This window comes from Streptomyces sp. NPDC047014, from assembly GCF_040644195.1.
In the GTDB taxonomy this organism is placed as follows: domain Bacteria; phylum Actinomycetota; class Actinomycetes; order Streptomycetales; family Streptomycetaceae; genus Streptomyces.
Genome location: NZ_JBEYVX010000035.1, coordinates 40,839 through 65,564, shown reverse-complemented (window position 1 = coordinate 65,564; position 24,726 = coordinate 40,839). Strand labels below are relative to the sequence as shown.

At 72.2% G+C, this 24,726-nt stretch carries 22 protein-coding genes; 14 read left to right on the top strand and 8 right to left on the bottom strand.

All coding sequences use genetic code 11. The features are described 5' to 3' along the window. The coding region (locus ABZ873_RS20115; RefSeq protein WP_360873572.1) for a PRC-barrel domain-containing protein at positions 1–410 on the bottom strand (410 nt) is incomplete at its 3' end. Positions 411–592: 182 nt separating this feature from the next. Here ABZ873_RS20115 and ABZ873_RS20110 point away from each other — a divergent pair. Then, positions 593–1,153: a GNAT family N-acetyltransferase gene (locus tag ABZ873_RS20110; RefSeq protein WP_360873569.1), complete on the top strand. Its 561-nt coding sequence runs from the start codon at positions 593–595 to the stop codon at positions 1,151–1,153. Between the two features lie 214 nt (positions 1,154–1,367). Further along, complete coding sequence (locus tag ABZ873_RS20105; protein WP_360873566.1) at positions 1,368–1,772, top strand: ATP-binding protein; 405 nt, start codon at positions 1,368–1,370, stop codon at positions 1,770–1,772. A 106-nt stretch (positions 1,773–1,878) separates the two neighbouring features. Here ABZ873_RS20105 and ABZ873_RS20100 read toward each other — a convergent pair whose 3' ends face one another. Continuing rightward, complete coding sequence (locus tag ABZ873_RS20100; protein WP_360873563.1) at positions 1,879–2,664, bottom strand: response regulator; 786 nt, start codon at positions 2,662–2,664, stop codon at positions 1,879–1,881. Between the two features lie 116 nt (positions 2,665–2,780). On the opposite strand from ABZ873_RS20100, the gene ABZ873_RS20095 reads away from it, so the two are divergent. Both ABZ873_RS20095 and ABZ873_RS20090 read left to right on the top strand, forming a co-directional pair. Beyond that, entirely contained in the window at positions 2,781–4,382 is a 1,602-nt protein-coding gene (locus tag ABZ873_RS20095; protein WP_360873560.1) for a CHASE3 domain-containing protein, read from the top strand. After that, the gene (locus ABZ873_RS20090) at positions 4,379–5,578 is read left to right on the top strand and encodes a SpoIIE family protein phosphatase (RefSeq protein ID WP_360873558.1); all 1,200 of its coding nucleotides are present in this window, start codon (positions 4,379–4,381) and stop codon (positions 5,576–5,578) included. The genes ABZ873_RS20095 and ABZ873_RS20090 overlap by 4 nt, the downstream gene beginning before the upstream one ends. Before the next feature lie 78 nt (positions 5,579–5,656). On the opposite strand, the gene ABZ873_RS20085 is transcribed toward ABZ873_RS20090, so the two are convergent. Then, positions 5,657–6,283 (bottom strand): DUF4232 domain-containing protein, encoded by a 627-nt coding sequence (locus ABZ873_RS20085; protein WP_360873555.1) that lies wholly within the window; start codon positions 6,281–6,283, stop codon positions 5,657–5,659. Between the two features lie 453 nt (positions 6,284–6,736). Here ABZ873_RS20085 and ABZ873_RS20080 point away from each other — a divergent pair, with 453 nt between their 5' ends. Continuing rightward, a complete protein-coding gene (locus ABZ873_RS20080; RefSeq protein WP_360873552.1) occupies positions 6,737–7,087 on the top strand; it encodes a beta/gamma crystallin domain-containing protein in 351 nt (116 codons plus the stop codon). A gap of 77 nt (positions 7,088–7,164) precedes the next feature. Here ABZ873_RS20080 and ABZ873_RS20075 read toward each other — a convergent pair whose 3' ends face one another. Continuing rightward, positions 7,165–8,403, bottom strand: a complete 1,239-nt coding sequence (locus ABZ873_RS20075; RefSeq protein ID WP_360873549.1) for an anhydro-N-acetylmuramic acid kinase — start codon at positions 8,401–8,403, stop codon at positions 7,165–7,167. Beyond that, complete coding sequence (locus ABZ873_RS20070; RefSeq protein WP_360873546.1) at positions 8,400–9,788, bottom strand: MFS transporter; 1,389 nt, start codon at positions 9,786–9,788, stop codon at positions 8,400–8,402. Before ABZ873_RS20070 ends, ABZ873_RS20075 begins: the two co-directional genes overlap by 4 nt. A gap of 200 nt (positions 9,789–9,988) precedes the next feature. On the opposite strand from ABZ873_RS20070, the gene ABZ873_RS20065 reads away from it, so the two are divergent. The 6 genes from ABZ873_RS20065 to ABZ873_RS20040 all read left to right on the top strand — a co-directional run bounded on the left by ABZ873_RS20065 (position 9,989) and on the right by ABZ873_RS20040 (position 15,561). Continuing rightward, a complete protein-coding gene (locus tag ABZ873_RS20065; RefSeq protein ID WP_360873543.1) occupies positions 9,989–11,038 on the top strand; it encodes an ATP-binding cassette domain-containing protein in 1,050 nt (349 codons plus the stop codon). After that, positions 11,035–11,853, top strand: a complete 819-nt coding sequence (locus ABZ873_RS20060) for an ABC transporter permease (RefSeq protein WP_360873540.1) — start codon at positions 11,035–11,037, stop codon at positions 11,851–11,853. The genes ABZ873_RS20065 and ABZ873_RS20060 overlap by 4 nt, the downstream gene beginning before the upstream one ends. Before the next feature lie 479 nt (positions 11,854–12,332). Then, on the top strand, positions 12,333–12,743 hold the full coding sequence (locus ABZ873_RS20055; protein WP_360873537.1) for a C40 family peptidase: 411 nt from the start codon (positions 12,333–12,335) through the stop codon (positions 12,741–12,743). A gap of 477 nt (positions 12,744–13,220) precedes the next feature. After that, positions 13,221–14,348, top strand: coding sequence for a cytochrome P450 (locus tag ABZ873_RS20050; protein WP_360873534.1), 1,128 nt, complete (start codon positions 13,221–13,223; stop codon positions 14,346–14,348). 152 nt (positions 14,349–14,500) lie between these two features. Further along, the gene (locus tag ABZ873_RS20045) at positions 14,501–14,932 is read left to right on the top strand and encodes a pyridoxamine 5'-phosphate oxidase family protein (protein WP_360873531.1); all 432 of its coding nucleotides are present in this window, start codon (positions 14,501–14,503) and stop codon (positions 14,930–14,932) included. Positions 14,933–15,135: 203 nt separating this feature from the next. Further along, positions 15,136–15,561, top strand: coding sequence for a hypothetical protein (locus ABZ873_RS20040; protein WP_360873528.1), 426 nt, complete (start codon positions 15,136–15,138; stop codon positions 15,559–15,561). Positions 15,562–15,581: 20 nt separating this feature from the next. Here the strand turns inward: ABZ873_RS20040 and ABZ873_RS20035 are convergent, their stop codons facing one another. After that, on the bottom strand, positions 15,582–16,766 hold the full coding sequence (locus tag ABZ873_RS20035; RefSeq protein WP_360873525.1) for a DUF4241 domain-containing protein: 1,185 nt from the start codon (positions 16,764–16,766) through the stop codon (positions 15,582–15,584). A gap of 685 nt (positions 16,767–17,451) precedes the next feature. Here ABZ873_RS20035 and ABZ873_RS20030 point away from each other — a divergent pair. After that, on the top strand, positions 17,452–17,916 hold the full coding sequence (locus ABZ873_RS20030) for a DUF2690 domain-containing protein (protein WP_360873522.1): 465 nt from the start codon (positions 17,452–17,454) through the stop codon (positions 17,914–17,916). 207 nt (positions 17,917–18,123) lie between these two features. On the opposite strand, the gene ABZ873_RS20025 is transcribed toward ABZ873_RS20030, so the two are convergent. Continuing rightward, positions 18,124–19,518: a serine hydrolase domain-containing protein gene (locus tag ABZ873_RS20025; protein WP_360873519.1), complete on the bottom strand. Its 1,395-nt coding sequence runs from the start codon at positions 19,516–19,518 to the stop codon at positions 18,124–18,126. A gap of 223 nt (positions 19,519–19,741) precedes the next feature. Between ABZ873_RS20025 and ABZ873_RS20020 the strand changes: the two genes are divergently transcribed. Continuing rightward, positions 19,742–21,034 carry a pyroglutamyl peptidase gene (locus ABZ873_RS20020; protein WP_360873516.1) on the top strand — a complete coding sequence of 431 codons (1,293 nt, stop codon included), beginning with the start codon at positions 19,742–19,744 and terminating at the stop codon, positions 21,032–21,034. A 282-nt stretch (positions 21,035–21,316) separates the two neighbouring features. After that, a complete protein-coding gene (locus ABZ873_RS20015) occupies positions 21,317–22,429 on the top strand; it encodes a mechanosensitive ion channel family protein (RefSeq protein ID WP_360873513.1) in 1,113 nt (370 codons plus the stop codon). 57 nt (positions 22,430–22,486) lie between these two features. On the opposite strand, the gene ABZ873_RS20010 is transcribed toward ABZ873_RS20015, so the two are convergent. Next, a complete protein-coding gene (locus tag ABZ873_RS20010) occupies positions 22,487–24,625 on the bottom strand; it encodes a SpoIIE family protein phosphatase (RefSeq protein WP_360873511.1) in 2,139 nt (712 codons plus the stop codon). Positions 24,626–24,726 lie beyond the last annotated feature (101 nt).

Genomic DNA, 24,726 nt, shown 5'->3' with positions numbered 1-24,726 from the left:
CTCCCGCACATTGGCCAGCAGGCCGTCCAGCGAGGCCAGCGTCGGCTGCGGGGCGTCCGGGGCTGCGGCTGGCCGTAGTACTGGCCGAACTGCTCCAGGTAGGACGCCTCACCGGCGTGCTTGGCCTCGTCGAACTCGGGGGCGTCCTTGATCTGGTCCTTCGTCCGGTCGACGTAGACCTTCTCCTCGATCATGTCGATCAGCCGGATGGTCCCGGCGGGCAGCAGCACGTGCTTGCCGAAGATCCACATGCCGGTGTCGACGACCAGATAGGAGGCGCCGACCTCCTCGGAGTGCTTGCTGATCTTCCCGATGCTGCCGTCCGTGGCCTCGACCTTGTAGCCCACGATGTCGGTGCCCTGCTGGTATCCCGTGTCCGGACGGTAGACCCAGATGTCGAATTCACTCACAGCTGACCCTTTCGCATAGCTTTCGTCGCACACCGTGCGTCACGGCACATCCTGCGGCTACGCACTGTGCCGCGCGCGGCGGAGCGGGCCCGGCGGGGGCCGTACGGGGAAAAGGTGGTGACGCGGGGGCGGAAGTCTGCGACAACCAAGGGGACACCCGCCGCGCACCCGCAAGGTTTTCGATGATCACATGGCGCAGAGTCACCGAGTCCGACTTCCCGCTGCTGCGGGCGTGGCTGCTCCAGCCGCATGTGGCGCGCTGGTGGAACCACGAGACCGCGCCCGAGGACATCGCCCGCGACTTCGGTCCGGCGGCCCGCGGTGAGGAGCCGTCCGAGGATCTGCTGGTCTCGCTCGACGGGACGCCGGTGGGGCTGGTCCAGCGGTGCCGGTTCGCGGACTACCCCGAGTACATCGAGGAGCTGGCCGACGCGGGCGTCGAGGTGCCCGCCGGGGCCGTGAGCATCGACTACCTGATCGGCGACCCGGGGCTCACCGGCCGCGGGCTCGGCACCCGGATCACCGCCGCCGTCGTCGCCGCGACCTGGACGGACCACCCGGACGCCGGCTGCGTCATCGTCCCCGTCCACTCCGCCAACCGGGCGTCGTGGCGCATGCTGGAGCGGGCCGGGCTGCACCGGTGGGGCGAAGCCTCCCTGGACCCGGACAATCCGGTGGACGACCGGGCACACTTCGTCTACCGGATCGACCGTCCCGGCCGGCCGACGTCCCCCGGCCGGTAAGCCGGACGGCTGACGGCTGCAACCGGGGCGGGCTGTCGGAGGTCGTAAGTACTGTCTTGGTGCGTCCAGGTCAACAGCACGGTTGTGAACGGTCTGCTGGCAGGATGTGAACGCCGCTGCAGCGGTGGGTGCTGATGGGGAGACAGGGAAGGCGGGGCGGGCCTGCGTGGAAGGGGATCCTTCGGACGATGCGACGCGATCGAATCATCGCCATGTGGAAGCCAGTTGTGCGGAACTTCGGGAGGAGGCCCACAAGGTCCTGGCGGGGCTGGGTGCGGCCGGGGACATCATCGATGACGTGCTGACGGTGGTGACCGAGCTGGTCTCCAACGCGCGGCGGCACGCGGGCGGGGTCACCGGTTTCCGGGTGACCGGCGCCGACAGCGGGAGCGGGGGCGGCAGCGCGGTCAGCATCGCGGTGTCCGACGCCTCACCGGAGCCGCCGCGGCCCCAGCCGTGGGCGCCCCAGGCGCCCGGCGGCTTCGGCTGGCTGCTGGTCAACCGGCTCGCGGACAGTACGCGGGTCGAGGTGCGTCCGGACGGGAAGACCATCACGGCCACCTTCGCGCTGGACGGCTCCGCTCCGGAGGCGGCTCCGGAGGCGGCGCCGCCCGCGTGACCGGCGCCCCGGTGGCCGGTCCCCCGTGACCGGTCCGCCGTGACCGGTCACCCCTGACCGGTCACCTCTGACCGGCCGCCGCGTCCTCGGCCCGGGCCGTCTTCCGTCAGGAGCGGGGCAGCCGGGTCGCGGTGTCGCGGTAGAACGCGTCGATGGAGCGGACCGCGTCCTCGAACTCGTCCAGGTTCACCGGCTTGGTCACGTACGCGTTGGCGTGCCGCTGGTAGGCGCCGGAGACGTCCTCCGGGGCGGCCGAGGTGGTCAGGACCACGACCGGGATCGTCTGCAGGGCCGCGTCGTTCTTGAGCACCTGGAGCAGGTCGCGGCCGTTCATGCGCGGCATGTTCAGGTCCAGGACGATCAGGTCGGGCACCGGGGTGTGCGGGTCGCGCAGGTGCTCCAGTGCGGCCAGTCCGTCGGTGGCCCGGGCGAAGTTCCGGGCTCCGCGCTCGGACAGGGCCTCTTCGATGAGCATGGCGTCGGCCTCGTCGTCCTCGACGAGCAGAACGTCGAAGGGGCGGGAAGCGGTCATCATCGGGGGCTCCGTGGGCATCTCGTGGGCGTGATCGAACAGGCCGGGCCAGCGCCGGCGCGCACCCTGGCGGGTGATCGCGCATGCTTCGCCCAGCTGGGGGTAACCGGCTCCGGCGCGGGCGGCGCCGGCGGCGGCGTCGTACTGCAGGCGCTCGGCCGCGAGCCGTACCTGGTCCAGGACGTGGAGCAGGGTCAGGGAGTAGTGCCTGGCGCCGTCCGTCTCGTCGTCCTCGGCGCGCCCGGGGGGCGCGGCGGTCATGATCTGACGGGTGATACGCCGGGCCAGGTCGTTGACCGCGGCTTCGGCCACGGCGGGGACGTGCCGCTGGTGCGGTGGTTGAAGGTGGGTACCCGGCATGGTCACCAACTCTAGGCGGCAGACCACCCCCTCGACAACAAGCGTTGTCGCCTCCGGCTTTACAGTAGGCACGCTGCTGCCCGCTTCGGGCGGGCATCACTGGGGAGGCACGAGGGATGAGCGTCGGAAAGACGCCGGTTCTGTCCGGATGGACGACGCGGCGATGGCTGCAGACCGGCGTGGCCGTGTCACTGGTGGTCCTGACCCTCCTGGGGATCACGGGCGCCTGGGTGCTGGGACGCACCACGCAACTGTCCGAGCAGCTGGTGGACGTGAGATCCCCGGCGCTGACGACGTCGATCCGCCTGGAGTCGGCCCTCCTGAACCAGGAGACCGGTATCCGCGGCTACGGACTGACGGGGGTGCCGGAGTTCCTGGAGCCCTATCGGCAGGGCATCGCCGAGCAGGACCGGTCCGTGAGTTCGCTCACAGAGCTGCTGGCCGGGGACTCGGACGGCCTGCGCGACCTGGCGGCCGTACAGGAGGCGATCACGGCCTGGCAGGAGGAGATCGCCCGGCCGCTGGCCGCCGCCCCGCCCGCCCAGGCGCAGGAACTGGGGGCCACCAGGTCCGGGCCGGCCAAGGCGCGGTTCGACGAGCTGCGTACGGCGATGGCGGCCCAGCAGGAGGCGCTGCGGACCGCCCGGGCCGATGCCCGGGCCGATCTGTTCGAGACGATGCGCCTGCGCAATGCCGTCTTCGCCGCGATCTCCCTGGTCATCCTGGCGCTGGCCGTGCTCGTCTTCGAGGGTCTGCGCCGGGGCGTCACGACGCCGCTGGGCCGGCTCGCCGGGGACGCCCGCCGGGTCGCCGGCGGCGAGTTCGAGCACACCATCACCCCGAGCGGGCCCGCCGACCTGCGGCAGCTGGGGGCGGAGATCGAGTCCATGCGGCAGCGGCTGCTGTCGGAGCTGGCCTTCACCGAGCAGGCCCGGGTCCGGCTCGACGCGCAGGCCGCCGACCTGCGCCGGTCCAACGCCGAGCTGGAGCAGTTCGCGTACGTGGCCTCCCACGACCTCCAGGAGCCGCTGCGGAAGGTGTCCAGCTTCACGCAGCTGCTCCAGCGGCGCTACGGCTCCCAGCTGGACGAGAAGGCGGACCAGTACATCGCGTTCGCGGTCGACGGGGCCAACCGTATGCAGGTGCTCATCAACGACCTGCTGGACTTCTCCCGGGTGGGCCGCGTGCACGCCAAGCACACCCCGGTGGACCTGGACAAGGTCGTCGACCAGACGCTGGCCTCGCTCAGCGTGGGCATCGAGGAGGCGGGGGCGGAGATCACGCACGAGCCGCTGCCGACCCTGACCGCCGACCCCACGCAGATGGGCATGCTCTGGCAGAACCTGATCGGCAACGCCGTGAAGTTCCGCCGCCCCGGTCTGCCGCCGCGCATCCACATCGGGGCCGAGCGGGAGGGCGAGCTGTGGCGGTTCACCGTCACCGACAACGGCATCGGGATCTCGGCCGAGTACGCGGAGAAGGTCTTCGTGATCTTCCAGCGCCTGCACACCAAGGACGCGTACAGCGGTACGGGCATCGGCCTGGCCATGTGCAAGAAGATCGTCGAGTTCCACGGCGGGCACATCGGCATCGACAACGGGCACACCGACGGCACCCGCATCGTCTTCACCCTCGCCGACCGGACCGAGACCGTGTCCGACGCGCCCGCGGAGGACGAGCCCGCCGCCGTCGCGCCCGCCCCGGAGCGCACCCCGTGACCTCCCCGTCCGCCGCCGGGGCGGAGGGCCCTGACGAGCCGCTGTACCGGATCCTGCTCATCGAGGACGACGACGGCGACGCCGTCCTGGTCGAGGAGCTGCTGCACGACACGGGGCTGCGCCACGAGCTGTCCGTGGCCCGTACCTTCGACGCGGCCCGGCAGCGGCTCGCGCTGACCGAGGATCCGCCCGACTGCATCCTGCTGGACCTGAACCTGCCGGACCTCAGCGGCATCCCGGCCGTCACCACGGTCCGCGCCCTGGTCCCCCACACGGCCGTGGTGGTCCTCACCGGGCTGGCGGAGACCCAGGCGGGCACCCAGGCCATGTCGGCGGGTGCGCAGGACTACCTGGTCAAGGGCAAGGTCGAGGCCGACACCCTGCGCCGCACCATCCGGTACGCGGTCTACCGCGCCGCCGCCGAGCGGGCCGGCGCGCAGGCGCAGGCGGCGTCCCTGCGCGCCCAGGAGAACGCCCGCCTGGAGCGCGGGCTGCTCCCCCAGCCGCTGCTGCGCACCACGGCCGTCAGCATCACGACCCGCTACCTGCCGGGCCGGGAACAGGCCCTGCTCGGCGGGGACTTCCTGGACGCGGTGGAGACGGACGACGGCCTCCTGCACGCCGTCGTCGGTGACGTCGCCGGCCACGGGCCCGACGCGGCCGCGCTCGGGGTCTGCCTGCGCATCGCCTGGCGCACGCTCATCCTGGGCGGGCACCGCGGCGGCGAGGTGATGCGGCTGCTCGACAGCCTCCTGGTCGCGGAGCGCGGCGAGGAATTCCTCTTCGCCACCTGCGTCCTGCTCACCCTGGACCTCGAGGACCGTACGGCCACCCTGCTGCGGGCCGGGCATTACGCACCGCTGCTCACCGAGGCGGGCAGCACGCGGGAGGTCGAGGCGGCGGGCGGTATCGCGCTCGGCATCGCCCCCGGCGGCACCTGGCGGCCCACGACCGTCCCGCTGCCGGCGGAGGGCACCCTCACCCTGTACACGGACGGCCTCACGGAGGGCCACTCCGGGCCCACCGGCAACGCGCGCCTGGGCACGGACGGACTCCTCGCACTGGCGCGGAACCTTCCCCCGGCGGATCCGGCCACGCAGGTCGACCTGCTGATAAAGGAGGCCCGCGCCCTCAACGACGGCCGCCACAACGACGACGTGGCGGTGCTGCGCCTGGACTGGAACACGGACGCCTGAGCGGGTGAGCCCGGGCGGTCAGCACGAGCGGTGAGCCCGGGAGGCCGGCCTGTGCGGTGAGCCCGGGAGCCGGGCGGCTCACTTGAAGGGGACGGCGTCCTTCGGCGAGGTGTGCCAGTTGGTGACGACCGGCTTGTCCACGGTGATGGTGCCCACGGGCAGGGAGACCGGGTCGGGGTCGTTGTTGCCGATGGCGACGATGATGCTCTCCAGCTCCTTGCCGCCGTCGGTGTTGGTGCTCTTCGGGTTCACCCCGGCGTAGGCGGTGGTGCCGCCGGAGAGCGTGATCGGCTTGCCGGTGGACTGCTCGGCGGGCCCGGCCTCCGTACCGTCGGATCCGAACGCCACCGTCAGGTGAGCGGCGGGCAGCGCGCAGGTGATGCCCGGCTTCGCCTTCGCGACGACGAGAATGTAGCCGCCGGCCTGGGTCTCGGACTTGGTGCTCCAGGCGATGTCGTTGGCCCGGCACGCCTGCCCGGTCCCCTTCTGGTCCCCTCCGCTGTTCTTGTCCCCCTTGCCCGCGCTCGCGGTGGACGCCGGCGCGGCGGGCGGCGTGGCCGCTCCGGCGGACGCCGTGGCGGAGGAGGAGCCCTGCGGGGCGGGGGCGCCCTGCGCGCCGTCGGTGTCCTGGCACGCCGTCATCAGCATGGCTCCGCCGATGAGGGCCGAGGTGACGAGGAAGGTCTTACGACGGTTGCCAGACATGAGGTGAATCCCCTTTTGCGGTGAGTGGTCATGGCCGTACGGGTGCGGCCCTCGGTGCTGCATGATCACTATGCGGGGGCTTCGGGGGGTGGGCCAAACGATGTCCCCGTTCCCGGACAACGCTGTCGCAGATCAGTGACATGATCGCGACGAACTCCGCCGGAGCGCCACAGAACGGCCGGAGCACGGTGGCCTGCCCCGCCTGTCCGCACGTACGACCGAAAGCCCTAAGTTGCTCAAACGTTTCAACTGATGACCAGAGGTCCGAATCGGGACAACAAGGTGCGAATTTCAGCCGGGCCGGGCGCAGTTCATTGCAGTGCACACCTGCTTTGCGGGAGCCTCGATGTGCAACCGCGAAGGCTGCTGGATCGCCTGTCGCGGTGTGGGTGGCCTGCGTGCCCGCAGGTACGAGGCCCCCTCTTCCCGCTCGATTTCCGTGAAGGAGAGATCGTGCCCATGAAGTCGAAGAGGCTCCTCCGCTCGGCCGCCGTGACATTCGCCGCGGCGGCGGCCCTGACCCTGTCCGTCCCCGGCAACGCCTTCGCCATCGACCACGTCGAATGCCGGGGCGGTGAGAACTTCCTCAAGATCTGGTCCCACAGCGGCGGCAGCCAGAGCGTGGACTGCTACGCGAACCGGGGCCGGACCGGATTCGGCGGCTGGTGGGTCGACCGGATCTCCACCGGCAACAACGACCTGATCTACTACGACGCCAACGGCGACTCGGTCCGGATCAACCGCTGGACGGACATCTCCTTCCCGAACCGCCCGCCGAAGGTAAACTCCATCGAAATCCTCTGACGCACGGCAGCCATTCCGACCCGCGCGGGGACCGTTCTGGGGAGCGGTCCCCGCGCTTCACGTCTGCTCTTTCCGCCTCAGGGGCCCTCGGCGTGCGCCGGGCTCGCGGTCACGCCCTCCGGAGCCGGCCGCACCGTCAGCGCGCGAGGGGCGGTGACCGGCGTGGCGGGGAGGCGGAGGGGGCGGTTCCCCGGAGTGATCGCGCCGAGGACGCGCGGGCCCGCGGCTCCGGTGCAGGCCGGGGCGTTGCCGGGGAGGCCGTGCAGGGTGAGGTGGCCGAGTACGGCGAACGCGTAAGCCTCCTTCGCGGCGGCGGGCAGCCCCAGTTCCGCCGAGCTCCGCAGCACCGTACGGCCCAGCTCGGCCCGCAGCATCCCCATCAGCGTCGGGTTGCGCACCCCGCCGCCCGAGGCGAACACCTCCGTGGCCCCCAGCGGCCGCAGCGCGTCGGCCACGGTGCGGGCGGTGAGCCGCGTGAGCGTGGCGATCAGGTCCTGCGGCGGCAGCGGCTCGAAGCCCGCCAGCCGGGAGTCCAGGTACCCGGCGTGGAACAGCTCCTTGCCCGTGGTGCGCGGTGCGGGCAGCCGGTAGTAGGGGTCCGCGAGCAGCCGGGCGAGCAGGCCCTCGTGCACCTGTCCGGCCGCGGCGAGCGCGCCGTCCTCGTCGCACGTGAGCCGCCCGCCGCCGAGTCGGCGCACGGCGGCGTCGATCAGCGCGTTGCCCGGCCCGGTGTCGAAGGCGACGGGCTCACCCGTGCGCGGGACCACGGTGGCGTTGGCGATGCCGCCGATGTTCAGGGCGGCCGGCACCCCGGGCCGCCCGCGCAGCAGCATGAGGTCGACCAGGCTGACCAGCGGCGCACCCTGCCCACCCGCGGCGACGTCCCGCGTCCGGAAGCCCGAGACGACCGGCCGGCCGGTGGCTTCCGCGATCCAGGCGGGCTCACCGATCTGGAGCGTGCCGTATACGTTCCCGCCGGCCGCCCAGTGGTACACGGTCTGGCCGTGCGAGGCGATCAAATCGGCCCGACCCGCGCACAGTTCGCGGTCGGCCCGGACGGCGAGCCGGGCGAAGGCGCGGCCGATGCCGGTGTCGAGGCGGCAGACCTCCGCGAGCGTGGTGGCCGCCGGAGGCAGGGCCTCCGCGAGGGCCGCGCGCAGCTCGGGCGGGTACGGCTCGCTGACCATGCCGAGCGGGGTGAGGGCCAGCCGGGGCTCCGCCGCGCCCTCGTCCTCGTCCTCGTACAGCTCCAGATCGCAGGCGGCCGCGTCCATGGCGTCGTACGAGGTCCCGGACATCAGGCCGATCACTCTCATCGCAGGGGCTCCAGGTGGTCGGTCGGGCGCAGGGTCAGCAGGGCGAGGGAGCTGAGGGCGCAGGCGCCGGCGGCGTAGTAGGCGGGCACGGCGGTGTCACCGGTCGCGGCGACGAGCGCGGTGACGACGAGTCCCGCGCAGCCCGAGAACACCGCGTTGGCGAGGGCGTACGAGAGCCCGAGCGCGGTGCAGCGGACCCGGCGCGGGAACATCTCCGCGAGCATTGCCGGACCCGGTCCGGCCAGCAGGCCGACCAGCGCGCCCGCGGCCAGTACGGCGCCCGCGCGCGCCGGAGCCGACGCCTCGGGCGACTGGAGCAGGCGCAGGAGCGGGAGGGCGAGGACGGCGACCCCGAGGGCGCCGCAGAGCATGACCGGGCGGCGGCCGAGGCGGTCGCTGAGCAGGCCGGCGGGCAGGATCGTGGCGGCGAAGCCGAGATTGGCGAGGGCGGTGGCGAGCAGTGCCTCGCGGAAGGAGGCACCGAGGGTGGCCTGGAGGTAGGAGGGCAGGACGACGAGGAAGGTGTAGCCGGCGGCCGACCAGCCCATGATCCGGCCGATGCCGAGGACGATGGCGCGGGCGGGGACGCCGCGTCCCGGGCGCGGGGCGGAGAGGGGCTTGTGCGGCGGTGGTTCGTGCGGCGGTGGTTTGGCCGGCAGCGGCCCGTGCGGCGGCTCGTGCGGCGCGCCCGGCGGTTCCTCCAGCGCGGTACGGAGCCACAGCACGGCCAGGCCCAGCGGCAGGGCGAGCAGGAAGGGGATACGCCACCCCCACGCGTACAGGGCCTGCGCGGGCAGGAGCGTCGCCAGCGCGGCCGCCGTACCGGCGCCCGACAGCAGGCCGAGGGCGACGGTGAAGGACTGCCACGCACCGTACAGACCCCGGCGGCCGGGTGGCGCGTACTCCGTCATCAGCGCGACCGCACCGCCGAACTCCCCGCCCGCGGAGAGCCCTTGCAGGGCGCGCAGGAGGGTGAGGAGCCAGGGGGCCGCGGCGCCGAGGTCGGCGCGGGTGGGGAGGAGGCCGATCAGGGTCGTGGCGAGGGTCATCAGGCCGATGACGAGGACGAGGGTGGGGCGGCGGCCGAGGCGGTCGCCGAGCCGGCCGAAGAGCAGCGCGCCGACGGGGCGGAAGAAGAAGGCGAGGGCGAAGGAGGCGTAGGTGGCGACCAGGGCTTCGGCGCCGGCGGTGACGGGCCCGGCTCCGGCTGCGGATCCGGTGGCGGCGTGCGGCGGGGTGAAGAAGTGGGCGGCGATGACGGTGGCGAAGCAGCCGTAGACGCCGAACTCGTACCACTCGACGAGGTTGCCGGCCGAGCCGGCGACGAGGGCCCGGCGGGCGGCGGCGCGCGGCGGGGGCGCCGGGAGCAGGTCGGTCGGGGTCACCCGTGCTGCGTGCCCGCTGGGCGCGGGGCCGACGCGTACCGGGGCATCGTTTCAGCACATCGGGGGCAGGGCGGAGGCGGAGCGGGAGGGGCCGGGGGCCGGTACGCGCTGACCTGCGCGGACTCCCGCGCGGGCCGACTGTCAGTGGTATGCGTCACAGTGGAGGGGATGCCGATTCCACGGCGGAGCGAGGTGATCCCGTGACGTACGCGATCCGGGCCGAGGGCCTGGCCAAGCGGTTCAAGGAGACCCGCGCGCTCGACGGGGTCGATCTGGAGGTGCCCGCGGGCACCGTGCTGGGTCTGCTCGGCCCCAACGGCGCGGGGAAGACGACCGCGGTGCGGATCTTCGCCACGCTCCTGCGTCCGGACGGGGGCCGTGCGGAGGTCGGCGGGTACGACGTGGTGCGCGATGCCGGGCGGGTCCGCTCGCTCATCGGGCTGACCGGGCAGTACGCGGCGGTCGACGAGAACATGACCGGCACGGAGAACCTGCTGATGATCGGCCGTCTGCTCGGTATGCCGCGCGGCGCCGCCCGGGCCCGCTCCACCGAGCTGCTGGACCGCTTCCATCTGGCGTACGCGGCCGGCCGGGCCGTGAAGACGTACTCGGGCGGTATGCGGCGGCGGCTGGACCTCGCCGCCAGCCTGGTGGGGCGGCCGCAGGTGCTCTTCCTGGACGAACCGACCACCGGCCTCGATCCGCACAGCCGCGGCGAGGTGTGGGACATGCTGCGGGGGCTGGTGGCCGAGGGGATGACCACCCTGCTGACCACGCAGTATCTGGACGAGGCGGACCGACTCGCCGACAGCATCGTGGTGATCGACAACGGGCGGGTGATCGCCGACGGCACCCCGGACGAGCTGAAAGCACAGGTCGGCGGCCAGGTGCTGTACCTCCAGCCGGTGCGAGCGGCGGATCTGGCCGCGGCGCACGCGCTCGTGGCGGAGGAGGCGGGTCCGCAGACCGCGACCGAGGGCGACGGGATCCTGGCTCCCGTCAACGATCCGGCGCTCATGCCCCGGGTCGTACGGCGGCTCGACCAGGCGGGAATCGCCGTCGGGGAGCTGACCCTGCGGCGCTCCTCGCTGGACGAGGTGTTCATCGCCCTGACCGGCCACCGCGCGGAACCGCAGACTGCGGCGGCCGCGGGCGGGGAGACGGCGGATCCCGATCCGGCCGCGGCCCCGGCTCCGGCCGGGGACACCGATCCGGACGACCGGTACGCGCAGACACGGAGCCCGTCATGACCGGCGCCGAAGCCACCCTCACCGACGGCATGGGGCGCGGCGGCCGGGTCCGGCCGACGGCGGCCCTGCGACAGACCGCGACCATGGCGTGGCGGAGTCTGGTCTCGGTGAAGCACAACCCCTTGGAGCTGGTCGACTACAGCATCACGCCGATCATGTTCGTGTTCCTGTTCACGTATGTCTTCGGCGGGCAGATGGCGGGCTCCCCGCAGGCGTACCTCCAGTACGCGCTGGCGGGCATCATCGTGCAGAACACGCTGTTCATGAGCACGTACACCGCCATGGCGCTGAACACGGACCTGACGAAGGGCGTCTTCGACCGGCTGCGCAGCCTGCCGATCGCGCGCTCGGCCCCGCTCTTCGGCCGCATCACGGCCGACCTGGCGAAACAGCTCTGGGCCATGCTGCTGATGATCGCGCTGGGCACGGTGCTGGGCTTCCAGCTGACCGGGAGCGCCGCCGGGTTCCTCGGCGCGACGGCACTGCTGCTGATCTTCGCGGCGGCCGTCTCGTGGACGGCGGTGCTGATCGGGATGCTGGCCGGGGACCCGGAAAAGGTACAGGTCTTCGCGTTCACGTTCATCTTCCCGCTGACGTTCACGAGCAGCGCCTTCGCTCAGGTCGACACGATGCCGGGATGGCTCCAGGCATGGGTGAACGTCAACCCGGTCACACATCTGTCCGATGCCTTCCGCGCGCTGCTGCTCGGCACGCCGGTCGGGTCCTCCGTGGTCTGGTCGTTGATCTGGGCGGCGGGCATCACGGTGGTCTTCATGCCGCTGGCGATGCGCGCGTACCGGTCCCACAACCGGTGACGGGTGGCCCCTAACGGACCTTGTGCGGTTGGTGGTTGAGGGGTTTCTTCGGTCTGCCAGGCCGCCCGTACGAGACGGGCCTACGAGCGCTCCGCGCCCGCCTCGCCACCCCCGCGCGGCCTCCGCTCACCGCCGCTCCGAGCCGCCGGGCGGTGATCCGCACATTCACGCCGCGTCAGAAATCCCGCGCGTGTCGATGCCATGATCATCCCGTCCCATGATCTCTAATCGAACGTAAAATCGGGACAAATCAGACCGTGTCCGATGCGGCCGGGCGCAGAACGTCAGAGAAAACTGGTCCGCCGTCAGAGCAACGACGCATGCCACCGAGAACAGGACCCAGGCCACTGAGCTGAACCGTCGCCTGCCAACCCGATTGCGGAGGTATCACGATGTCCTGCAGCAGGACCGACTTCCGAGAGGCCCCCAAGGGGGCCCTTCCTCTGAGCCCTTGCCCCAGAGCACGCACCATCTTCTTCATGCTGCTCCTGGCGGCCGGCGCCCTGACCGGCCCTGAATCCCCAGCCCACGCCGCCCCGTCGTATGGGGCCAAAGCCGTCGAGGTGGCGGCTTCCAAACAGGGCTCGCCGTACGCGTACGGCGCCACGGGACCCAGACGCTTCGACTGCTCGGGGCTGACGCTCTACGCGTTCAAGAAGGCCGGCAAACGGCTACCCCGCACCGCCGAGCAGCAGTACAAACAGACGACGCATATCCCCGAGTCCGACCGCACCGCCGGTGACCTGGTCTTCTTCCCCAGCGGTGCCACCATGTCGCACGTCGGCATCTACGCGGGCCACGACAAGATCTGGCACGCCCCGCGCCCCGGCACCCGCGTGCGCCTGGAGCGAATCTGGAGCTCCGCCGTCCGATACGGACGCGCCACCTGATGGGGTGACTCCCCCGGCGTCTGCTCTGCGCCCCCGCGGTCGGCACCCGACCGCCGTCTCCTCACCGCTGAACCACTGACTTCCCCCCGGGCGTTCCCGGGCCGGCCGACGCTGCCGTCGACCTGGCCGCGGCATGCGCGCCCTGCTCCGCCGAAGGAGGTGAACCACGAGGTGAACACCGTTCCGCCATAGCTCCGTTCTTCCCCTTCACGGGCACCGGAGGACACGTCGGCCCGGGCCGTCGGGCTTCTCCGGTGCCGCGACAAAAGCCGTGCTGAGCGGCGTAGTTGATCTCCCGCACGGCAGCACACGGCAGCACACGACAGATCGGACGCGACCCACATCCCACGCGTGTTTCACTTGACGTGTGAGATCGCCGTCGCCGTCCCCCGAGCGCCGTACCGCCCTCCGCCGGGCGCGACAGCGGCCGTACGCCGGTCTCGCGCGCCGCAGCCCGGCTCACACGGACACGGCCTCATGACCGCACCGGAGCAGGGCCCCCCGCACGAGGGCCGCCCCGTCCAGCGGGTCCCCACCGGCTCGGGCGGGCAGTACGCGTACCTGATCACCGGTCACGCGGAGGCCCGGGAGGTGTTCATGGACCCGCGGCTGTCGAAGGACACGGTCCGCTTCTTCGCCGACCGCCCCTCGAACCGCGCCCTGCACCCCGCTTTCACCCGCAACATGCTGGCGAGCGATCCGCCGGCGCACACCCGCCACCGGCGCGTGGCGACGCCGCTCTTCACAACGGGACGCGTGCGCGAGCTCCGGCCGTACATCACCCACGTGGTCGATGAGCTGATGACGACCTGGCGGCCGGGCGCGCAGATCGACCTGGTGGCGGAGCTGGCCGTTCCGCTCCCTGTCACGGTCATCTGCGAGCTCCTGGGGGTGCCGGAACCCGACCGCACCGCCCTCGCCGCCTGGTCCCACGACCTCTTCGACGCGACCGACACCGCGCGCATCGACGCCGCCTCCCACCGGATCGGTGACTACCTGACCCACCTCCTCGACACGGCATCCCCGGCCGCCAACCCCCTCCTGCGCGCCTGCGAGGAGGGCGGACTGGACCGCTCCGAGACCGTCTCCCTCGCCGCTCTCCTCCTGGTAGCCGGGCATGAGACCACCACCCACCTCCTCGGCAACGCCGTCCTGGCCCTGCTCCAGCACCCAGAAGCCTCCGACCGCCTCCGCCGCGCCCCGGACCGGATCCCGGGCGCCCTGGACGAACTGCTGCGCTTCGACTCGCCGGTGAGCGTGGCCACGTTCCGCCACAGCACGGAGGACCTGCGCGTGGGCGGCGTGGACATCCCGGCGGGCTTCCCGGTGCTGATCGCCCCCGGCGCGGCGAACCGCGATCCGGCCGCCTTCCCGGACCCCCAGCGCCTGGACCTCGACCGCGACGCCACCGCCCACCTCGCCTTCGGCCACGGCATCCACCGCTGCCCGGGCGCCCCACTGGCCCGCGCGGAGGCCGAAATCGCCCTGCGCGCCCTCCTCACCCGCTTCCCGGACATCCGCCTCACCCTCCCCACCGACTCGCTCACCTGGCGCCGCACCCGCCTGACGCACGGCCTGGCCGCCCTTCCCGTGACTCTGGCCTGACCCTCGCCTGTCTCCCGCCCGAACCGGCACTCGACCGACCGGGCGACGACCGGATGTACGAGGAGGACGAGGAATGCGGGGGCAACGGGGCAGGGTTCATGGGGTGAGGGATCCCGCCCAGGGATTCGGTTCCGCTGACGAAGGAGTGTGCTGTGGCTCTGTCCCGTACCGAACGTGAGCAGTTTCTCGCCGAACCCCACGTGGCCGCGCTCGCGGTGAACGCGGGAAGGGAGGGCGACCGCGCACCGCTGGCGGTCCCCATCTGGTACCAGTACGCACCCGGCGGCGACATCTGGATCATGACCGGCAGCGACTCCCGCAAGGCCGAACTGATCAAGGCCGCAGGCCGGTTCACCCTCTTGGTGGACCGCCTGGACCCGACCATCCGCTACGTCTCGGTGGAAGGCCCGGTCACCTCCACGGTGCCCGCCACGCGCGAGCAACTGGTGGAAATGTCCGCCCGCTACCTCCCGGCGGACAAGGTCGAGGGCTACGTCGACTTCGCGTGGAAGAACCACGGCGAACAGATCGTGATCCACATGCGCCCGGAACACTGGATCAGCTCAGACCTCGGCAACGTCTGACCCACCCGCAGACGGCGCAGGCCGGATCCCCACTCCGGCCGCGCCCTCAGCCGGGCGCCCCGGCCGGCTCCCTGCCCAACGCCAGACCGCTGGCCTTCGTACTCACGCGCCAACGACTCAGGAGAACACTCAGACAATCCAGTCGCCCGACCACCACGCCTACGGCAGGATCGGACAGATCGACTTCGCAGGGAGACAGGCCAATGATCACCGCCACTCAGGGAGTGCAGATCACTTCGCCGTGCCCCACCTGCGGCGACGTGCTGGTGCGCGATGTCGGCCAGTACATCGAACGGGGGCAGCTCCGCTGGGGCGTCGAAGGATGTTGCGGATCATGCGCCACGGGGTGGTGCGAGAGGGGCGCGGGGCCGGCCCCCGAAGAAGTACGGCAGGCTCTGCTGGCCCAGCACGGGGCGGCTCGACTTCGGCTCGCCTCCAACGGGAGCAGTCTCGTCCCCGTGTTGCGAGCCCTGCGCGAGGTACGCCGGCTGTCGCTGGGCGAGGCCCGGCTGACGGCGGCCGAGCTGAGCGAGATCGGCCTGGTGGGCACCGGTGTGGAAGTGGAACTGCTTGCGGAAGGGCTCTGCAAGCAGTCCGTCCCGACGACGCTCACTACCTCCCCCGCCTGACCATGGGTTGGCCGACGGCGTCAGGAAACGAGGTCCACGTCGAAGGCGGTCGCGACATCGACGCAGACGACCTCCCCCGACGCGGAACGGCCCAGCCAGACCGGGTAGACCCCGTCGCCGCCGGTGTAGAAGGCCGCCAGGTCCGCGCCCAGGTCGCCTCCGTCGACGTGTACGCCCGCCAGGGCGTCGGTGAGCCGGTCGGCCTCGGGGGCACCCGGCCGGCTCGCCCGCTCCAGCAGGTCCCGCAGGTCCTGCCAGGCGTCGGCGTCGCCGAAGGCGCCCGTAGCCCCGTCCGTGCCGAAGCCGAAGGCTTCTCCCGCCTGGAGCCGGAGCGTGTCGTCACCCGGGCCGAGTGCCATCTCCCAGGCCGCCACGGGGGCGTCACGGATCTGCAGACGGACGGCCACAGCCTCCTCGTACGCCCCATAGCCCCTGTCCGCCACCTCCACCAGGGCCGCCTTCACCAGGTACGTCCCCGGCGGCACGGCCACCGTGATCCTCCGCCCCTCGTCCCAGCTGACCGGGCAGGCCACGGCCAGCACCCCGCTCGGCACGCGCAGGCTGCCGCAAGGGACCGCGTCGAGCACGGTCCCGTCGGCGAGGCGGGTTCCGGGCCGGAAGAGCCGGTCGAAGTCGATGGACCCGAGCAGCCGCGACGGCTCCCGCCGCCAGTCGGACGCCGCAGCGGACAGCTCGGCGGCGATCCACCCCGGCAGCGTGTCCGAGACCGGCAGCGCCGGCCAGTCGTCGAAGCGGGGGCGGGCCGTCCACAGGTGCTCCTCGGCCACCGCCACCTTGCCCTCCAGCGAGGCGCCCCGCATGCCCTCGGGCTGGTGCGAGATACGCGCGGTCCCGGCGGCCGACACGTCCACCGCGGTCCGGGGACAGTGCACGTCGAACTCCGCCGTCTGCGCGTCCGGGTACTGCCGCACGAGCAGGCGCCGTATCAGCAGCCGCCCCTCGTCCTCTCGCAGCTGCAGCTCGGACTCAGCGGTCCGGCGCCCGTGTTCGTCGTACGCCCAGCTGTCCAGGACCCCCGCCTGCCACGCCACCCACCGCGCCCCGAGAGGGACTTCGCGACCCGGCATGCGGTACACGACCGCGTACGGAAGCCCGGCGGCATCCCGCGCCCGCGCCTCCTCGCGTGACAGCGCAGGACCCCCGGTCCGCGACACCGCGTCCCAGGACTCCACGAACTCGACCACCACTACCGCTCCCCCACTCCGCCTTAACTCTGCCCTGACCTGCAAGGTAACCGCCGGGGCTGACAATGGAACCTCCGGGATGCCCCGACGACAGCGCGTACACCACAACACAACCGGCGACAGGACCTGAGCCAACCGCGAGCGGCGCGGAGCCCAGCGCACTCGCGGTGCGCCGGGCTTCGCTCATGCGTGCCAGAGGGTGAACACGCCGGTGATGATCGCCGCGCAGAGCGCCGGAGGGCACGCGGTGGGACGGCGCTCACCCCTCACCAGCCCCTGATTCGGGTTGTCCCACAGCTGTTGAAGGTGGGGAGGTGCTGGCTTCCCGCCATCTTGGTCGGGAGCGGAGCTGCCACGCCGCGGGTGAGGTATAAGGCAGCATCGGGTCGGACAACTGCGTGCTCGAAGCCGGGGATCGTTCTGTTCTTCCTGGTGGCGACGCCTTCCAGATGTGTGGTCGGACGCGGATGTTGCCCCTCGCCAATCCTCATGGCAATTGCCACAGTTTGGATCTTGATGGTCTGTTCTCCGGGTGACGAATCTGGGGGCGGTTTTTTGTCAGACCCGGTACATGCGAACGGAGTTGCGGCTGGTGCAGCGTGGTTGTGGAGCGCCACTCGGGACGTTGGCGCCTGGAGCACGAGGAGCAGCCTTGCGTATCCGTCGATCATTCACCGCCGTTGGCATGGCGATCACCGCTGTCCTTTCACCCGTTGTCCTCGCCGGCGAGGCCCAGGCCGATGTCGGCTGCTACGGCGACTACTGCTCGGGCATGGACCCGGGTACCACTCGCTGTGCGGAGGACGCCAAGACCATCGCGGTCAAGGAGCTCACCGGAGCGATTCTTGAGCTCCGCTACTCCCCCACCTGCAAGACGAACTGGGCCCGCTACCACCAGTACCCCCGGGGCTGGTACTTCGGCGGCAGCCCGCTGGCGCTGCGTGCGGTGCAGGACACCGGCTACACGCAGACGTACACCTTCAAGCTCAATGAGGGCGCGAAGGAGAACGAGACCTACTGGTCACCGATGATCTACTCCCCGGTCAAGCTGGTGCGGGCCGAAGTCGCCCTGTCCTGTGGTGACAAGGGAATCCTGGCGTCGATCGCCGACTGCGCCATGAACGGCGTCGAGAAGACAGCTGCCGGCTGACGCACTGGGGACGGGGTTTCCGTCCGGCGGATGAGCCCGGGTCCCGTCTTGGTCGGGACCCGGGCTCATCCGGTCGCCTGAACGGCATCGAGGGCTATGGCGTGGCTGCCGGGTGCGGCCTCATGCCGTCCGGTCCAGCAAGTGAACCATCCCGCGGCTGAACGCCGGCCTGGTCGGCCATGGCGAGGTGGTTCGGGGCCGGCCGGGCTAGTGGAGGAGTTGTTGGGGGGAGAGGAGGGTGTCCGGGGTGGGGAGGGGGGTGGAGAGGCGGGGGGTGGGTGGGGTGTGGCCCGCGTTCAGGGCTGTGGTGACGTACGTGATGAGGGCGGGGCCGATCGGGTCCGGCTTGGGCTGGTTCTGGTCGTCGAAGCGTTCGTATTTCATCAGGTTGTAGGCCACCGCCATCTGGCGCTTGCCGTCCTCCGTCGACAGGGCCCACGTGCCCGCCCCGAAGACCCCGCCGTCGTGGCCCCAGTACGTGGTGCCGTCGGGCATGCGGAGGGAGTAGAGGCCCAGGCCGTAGTGGAAGGGCGGTTCGCCGTCCGGGGCCGGGTCGGACGCGGGGACCGTCGTCTTCATCGCGCGCAGTTCGGCCGGGCGCAGGAGCTTGCCGCTCAGGAGCCGGCGGTAGAAGTCGTTCAGGTCGTCCGTCGTCGAGACCAGCGCGCCCGCCGTGCCGGCCCACGACATGTCGTACTCGCTGAAGTCCCTGGCGGGGTCGATGGTCCCGTACATCGACTCGTACATCTTGGCGTGCGGGCCCTCGATGCGGGCCGTGCGCGGGAAGTAGGTGTGTTTCAGGCCCGCCTTGCGGATGACGTTGCGCGTGATGTACGCCTCCGCGTCCTGGCCCGTGACCTTCTCCAGCAGCAGCCCCGCGATGATGTAGTTGGTGTTGGAGTACGCGAACGAGCCGCGCGGGGCGGCGGGCTGCACGGCCAGGCCCAGGCGGGCCAGTTCCTGCGGCTCGATGTGCCGGTGGCGGTTGGCCTCCAGGGTGCCGCCCGGGTCTTCGATCAGGCCGGGGAAGGCGGGCAGTACGTAGTCCCCGATGCCGCTGGTGTGGTTCAGCAGCATCCGTACGGTCACCGTGCGGCCCCGCTCGGCGTCCATCAGGCGCGGGAGGTAGCGGCCGACCGGGGCGTCGAGCTCGATCCGGCCCGCCTGCACCTGCTGGAGTACGGCGACGGCGGTGAAGGTCTTGGTGATGCTGCCGATGCGGTGCTCGAAGTACGGCTGCATGGGCCGCCCGGTGTCGACGTCCGCCAGCCCGGCCGCCCCGCGCCAGCTCGCCGAGCCGTTGCGGACCGAGGAGTGGATGCCGTACATGCCGGCCGTGCGGACCGCGTCGAGGGATGTCCGCAGGGCCGCGCGGTCCAGGGGCTGCTGGCCGTACTGCTGCGTCTGGACCCCGGCCGGACCGGAGAGGGATGGCGCGGCCGCCTGGGCCGGTATGACGAGGGCGGTGAGCGACAGGACCGTGGCCGAGGCCAGGACGGTCAGCCGCGTTCCGCGACGGGTCCAGGAGCGGCCGCCGCTCGGGGCGGGGGATCCTGCCCCCTCCTGAGGCGGTCGGGTACGGGCCGGGCGGGCGTTGGTCATGGCGCTCCTGGGGCTCCGGGGCTCTGTGGCCGGAAGTCTTCTGCGGCTGCCCGTCCATCGTCGCCGGTTCGTGCGGTCGGGCCCTCCACCCTCAGGAGGATCTGTCTCATGAGACAGGCATGACGTTTGTCAGCCTCCGCGGCAATGGAGTTGAGACAGAAGCGAGCGCGCGGGGCCGGAGCGTCTGGTGAGGGCCGGGAAACGCTGAGTAGTGTCACGCCGCATGATGCTCTTACGGCGCGCGGTATCGGCCGCCGCCCTCCTCGCCCTTGTCCTCCCGCCCGTCGCCGCCTCCCCCGCGTACGCGTACCCGGCATCCCCCGCCGCCGACGCCCCCGCCGGATGCCGTACGTCGCCCTCCGCACCCCTCGACGCCGAACAGGCGCGGCTCGCGGACGCGCGTACCACCGCCCTCGTCGAGCGCGGCGGCCTCGGGGACTTCGTACGGCGCTTCCCCGCCGGGCTGTGCACGGCCCGCAGCACCGCCGAGGCCCGCCAACTGGCCGACTCCTGGGGCGAATCGCTGTGGCAGGCTTCCGTACGGCGCGCCCAGGGCCAGCGCCCCGGCGGCGACCTGGCCCCCGGTGACGACCGGCCGCTGTACTGGGCGCGGCTCGCCATGACCGCCGCGATCGCCCGCTGGCAGCCGGACTTCGCCGTCGACCGGGCCGCGCTGCGGGCCCGCTTCGAGGACGCCTCGCGCGGCCTGACGAACAACGCCTTCCGGACCGCGCCCGGCGTACGGCGCGTGTTCATCAGCGGCTTCGACCCCTTCGGGCTCGACGCCGAGATACGCCGCGCCAACCCCTCCGGCTCGGCCGCGCTCCAGCTCAACGGCCGCCGCGTGACCCTCGCCGACGGGACGACCGCCGAGATCCGGGCCGTCGTACTCCCCGTCCGCTACGCCGACTTCGACGCCGGGATGGTCGAGCGCGCCTTCGCCCCGCACCTGGCGGCCGGTCCCGCGCAGGCGCACCTCATCACGACGGTCAGCCAGGGCTACCCCGGGATCTTCACCCTGGAGGCGTGGGCCGGGCGGGCCCGCTCGGCCGATCCCTACCCCGACAACCGGCAGGCGCTCTCCGGGGGCACGCGCGAGCGGCCGGTGACCGCGCCCGGTCTCGGTCCGGGGCCGGAGTTCATCCCGACCACGCTGCCCGCGAAGGCGGTGACCGACGCCGTGCAGAGCCCGTACCCGGTGTTCCTCAACACCGAGGTGGTGGAGATCCCGGCCGGCGCCACCGCGCCCGTGGACCGCGCGAACGGCCCCACGCCCGGCTCGCGCGCGGTGGAGGGAGGCGGGGGCGGCTACCTGTCCAACGAGGTCGCCTACCGCTCCAACCGGCTGCGGGGCGAGCTGGCGCCGCAGCTCCCCGGTGGCCATCTGCACACGCCCGTCCTGACCGGTCTGCCGGCCGACCCCCAGCAGCTCACCGGGCCCGAGTTCGAGCGCAACGAGAGCGCGATCGCGGCGGAGGTCCGGGCCGTCCTGGAACACGCCGCCGCCCGGCGCTGAGGCCGAACCGACCCCCGACGACCCCTGCGGACGACGCCCGCCGCCGGCCCGGCGGCGGGCATGCGGAACCGGCCGCGGCGGGCCTGCGAACCGGCCCGCCTGCGGCCCGACGCACCGTCATGGGGCAGGATGGCAGCCCGTTCCGGAATGCGTATCCGCGCCCGAACGAGGCTTCCCGCACGACGAACTGACAGGTGACAAGGTGACCACACCCCTCATACGACGGCCGGCCGCGGCCGTCACCGCTTCCCCGCGCCGGCACCGCGAAGCGGAGGGCGTCCGTTGAGCCGGGACCTCGTCCTGCACGACTGGCTCGTCGCCGGTATCGCCCTCGCCGCGGGCGCCTTCGCGGGCCTGGTACTGCGCGCCCTGCTGCGCTGGCTGGCCCGGCACGCCGAACGGACCCGCTGGCGCGGGGACGACATCATCGTCGACTCCCTGCGCACCATCGCGCCGGGGGCGGCCCTCATCGCCGGCGCCGCGGTGGCCGCCGCCGCGCTCCCGCTCACCACCCGCGTCTCCGGGCTCGTCAACCAGTCCCTGACCGCCCTGCTGGTCCTCATCGCCACGCTCAGCGCGGCACGGGTCATCGCGGGCCTGGTCCAGTCCCTGGCGGCGGCGCGCACCGGGGTGGCCGGCTCGGCCACCATCTTCGTCAACATCACGCGGATCGTGGTCCTCGTGATGGGCTTCCTCGTGGCCCTGGAGACCATGGGCGTGTCCATCGCCCCGCTGGTCACCGCACTCGGGGTCGGCGGTCTGGCCGTGGCCCTGGCGCTCCAGGACACCCTCGCCAACCTCTTCGCGGGCGTGCACATCCTCGCCTCGAAGACCGTGCAGCCGGGCGACTACATCCGGCTCAGCAGCGGCGAGGAGGGCTATGTCGTCGACATCAACTGGCGCAACACGGTGGTGCGCAACCTGTCGAACAACTTGGTCATCATCCCCAACGGCCGCCTCGCCAAGACCAATATGACCAACTTCTCCCAGCCGGAAGCCCAGTTGTCGATCCTGGTCCAGGTGGGCGTGGGCTACGAGAGCGACCTGGAGCATGTGGAACGGGTGACCCTGGAGGTCGTCGACGGGGTGATGGCCGAGGTGAACGGCGCCCTCCCCGAGCATGAGGCCGCCGTCCGCTTCCACACCTTCGCGGACTCCCGCATCAACTTCACGGTGATCCTGGGCGTCGGCGAGTTCAGCGACCAGTACCGGATCAAGCACGAGTTCATCAAGCGCCTGCACGAGCGGTTCCGCGCCGAGGGCATCTCCATCCCCGCGCCGACCCGCACGGTCGAACTCCACCAGGGCGAGCTCAGGAGCCCGCTGTCCACGGGCGTGGCGGTCCCGCACCAGCGCGACGCCTCACCGACGCTGTCCCCGGAGCGCGGCCGGTAGGAGGTACAGCATCGGGCGCGGTCCGGCAGCCCGGACCGCGCCCGCACCCCGCTCCGCTCACCTCTCCATACGCAGGAGCAGCAGCGCGATGTCGTCCGTACGGGGCGCACCGCGCGGGGCGTGTTCCACGAGCGCGTCGGCCAGTTCCCCCAGCGGCCGTCCGGCCGGGGAGGCGGTGAGGCAGGCGGCGACGGCGCCGATGGCCTCCTCGATGTCCCGGCCGGGCGCCTCCACCAGGCCGTCCGTGTAGAGGGCCAGCAGATCACCCGGGCCGAAGGGGACCTCCACGGCGGTGTAGGCGGCCTCGGGGTCGATGCCGAGGAGCAGTCCGGGCGGCGGCCGCAGCAGCTCCGTCGTACCGCGGGCATGGCGCAGCAGGGGCGGCGGGTGTCCGGCCGTGGCGAGCCGGGCGGTGTGCGCGGCCAGGTCGACATGGACGTAGAGGCAGCTGGTGAACAGGCCGGGTTCGAGGTCGGTGACGAGCCGGTTCGTACGGGCCAGCACCTCGGCCGGGGGCGCTCCGGCGCTGGCGTGCACGGCCGTGCGGACCTGGCCCATGAGGGCGGCGGCGTTCACGTTGTGGCCTTGGACATCGCCGATGGCGGCCGCGACGTTGGTGTCGTCGATGCGGATGAGGTCGTAGAAGTCCCCGCCGATGTCCAGGCCGTGGGCGGCGGGCAGGTAGCGCGCGGCCACGTCCAGGCGGGGGACGCGGGGCAGCTCGCGCGGCAGCAGCCCGGTCTGGAGGCTGTGCGCGAGCTGGTGGGTGGAGTCGTAGAGCCGGGCGCGGTCCAGGGCCTGGGCGATGAGCCCGGCGATGGAGGTCAGCACGGCGCGTTCACCGGGGGCGAAGGTGTGGGGGTGCGAATACGCCAGGATGAGCAGGCCGACCGTGCGCTTGGAGGCGATGAGGGGCAGGAAGGCCCACGCCTCCATGCCGCCCTCGATCACCGCCTCAGGGTGAGCCGTCAGGAACTCGTCCCGGTCGCCGTAGAACAGGGGAGCCGCGGTCCGCATGATGTGGGTGGCGACGCTGTCGGCCGTGACGGGCGTGCCGTCGAGGTCCGCCATGTGCGCGGCGGAGTAGCCGCGGTGGCCGACGATCCGCAGCCGGCCGTCCTCCGGGGCCAGCAGGGCCATGGCGTGGGCCCCGAGCGAGGGCACGATCTGGTCGGCGGACTTCTCCACGACGTCCCGCGCGTGGGCCGCCTCGGTGAGGGTGGCGGCGAGCAGCATCAGCGGGTAGAGGGCGGTGGCGCGGCTGGGCGCGGCCTCCTCGGGGGCGCCCGGCGGGAAGGCGGCCGGGGAGGCGGGCTGGTCGGCGCCCGCGGTGATGCGGACACTGATGCCGGAGTTGTCGGGGTACAGGTCGAAACGCACCAGCTCGCCGGTGGGGCGCGGAGTGGTGAAGCTGCGCGGCAGCCTGCTCATGACGGCGGCGCGGTAGTGGTTCTCGATGGTGGGGGTGTCCATCCAGGGCAGCGCCTCCCACGGCAGGCAGCCGATCAGCTCGGCCACGGGCGTACCGAGCAGATCGGCGGCCTCCGGGGTGATGAAGGTGATGATCCCGTTGAGGTCGAGCGAGCAGCTGGCCCCGGGGAGCCGTCGTACGAAGGCCATCGCGGCCCCCGCCTCCGCCGGGCCCGGGGTGGGCGGCGGCAGGGGGCGGACCATCACGGGGCGGTCGGCCGGCAGGATCGGGTTCCCCTCGCCGGCCGCGCGCAGCAGGACCCGCGCCAGGCGGGTACGGGCCGCTTCGAGGGCCTGCCGCTGGGGAGCGCGCAGCTCGGGCTCGTGGGCGCCGGGCCACAGGAACACCAGCCCGGCTCCGGTCGGGGCGGCGCCGTCCGCGCTGAGCGGGGCGGAGGCGAGGGCGAAGTCGTACGGGAGGACGAGCCCGAGGCGCGGATAGCGGCGGGCGATGGCCTCCTGGCCGGCGAGCCAGACCAGCCGGCTCTCGCGGACGGCGTCGGCGACGGGGAGCGGATCCTCCAGGCCGACCCGGGACCAGGGCGCCGCGAACTCGCGGGACAGCCCGGTGACCAGCGTCAGGTGCAGGACGCGGCGGGTGGGGTCGGGGTCGGGCAGGTAGAGCATGGCCACGGTCGCTCCGGCCTCGGCACCGGCGGCGACCAGCGCCTCGCGGAGCGCACGCCGGCCCACCTCCTGCTCTCGGCTGCCCGGAACCCTTCGCACCCGACCATGTTCTCTCCAGACGGGCCCTCCTGTCGGCATCCGCAGGTCGCAAGGGCGCCCGCAATCGAATGCCCGTTCACTTGAAAGCCGGCTTGCTCCGT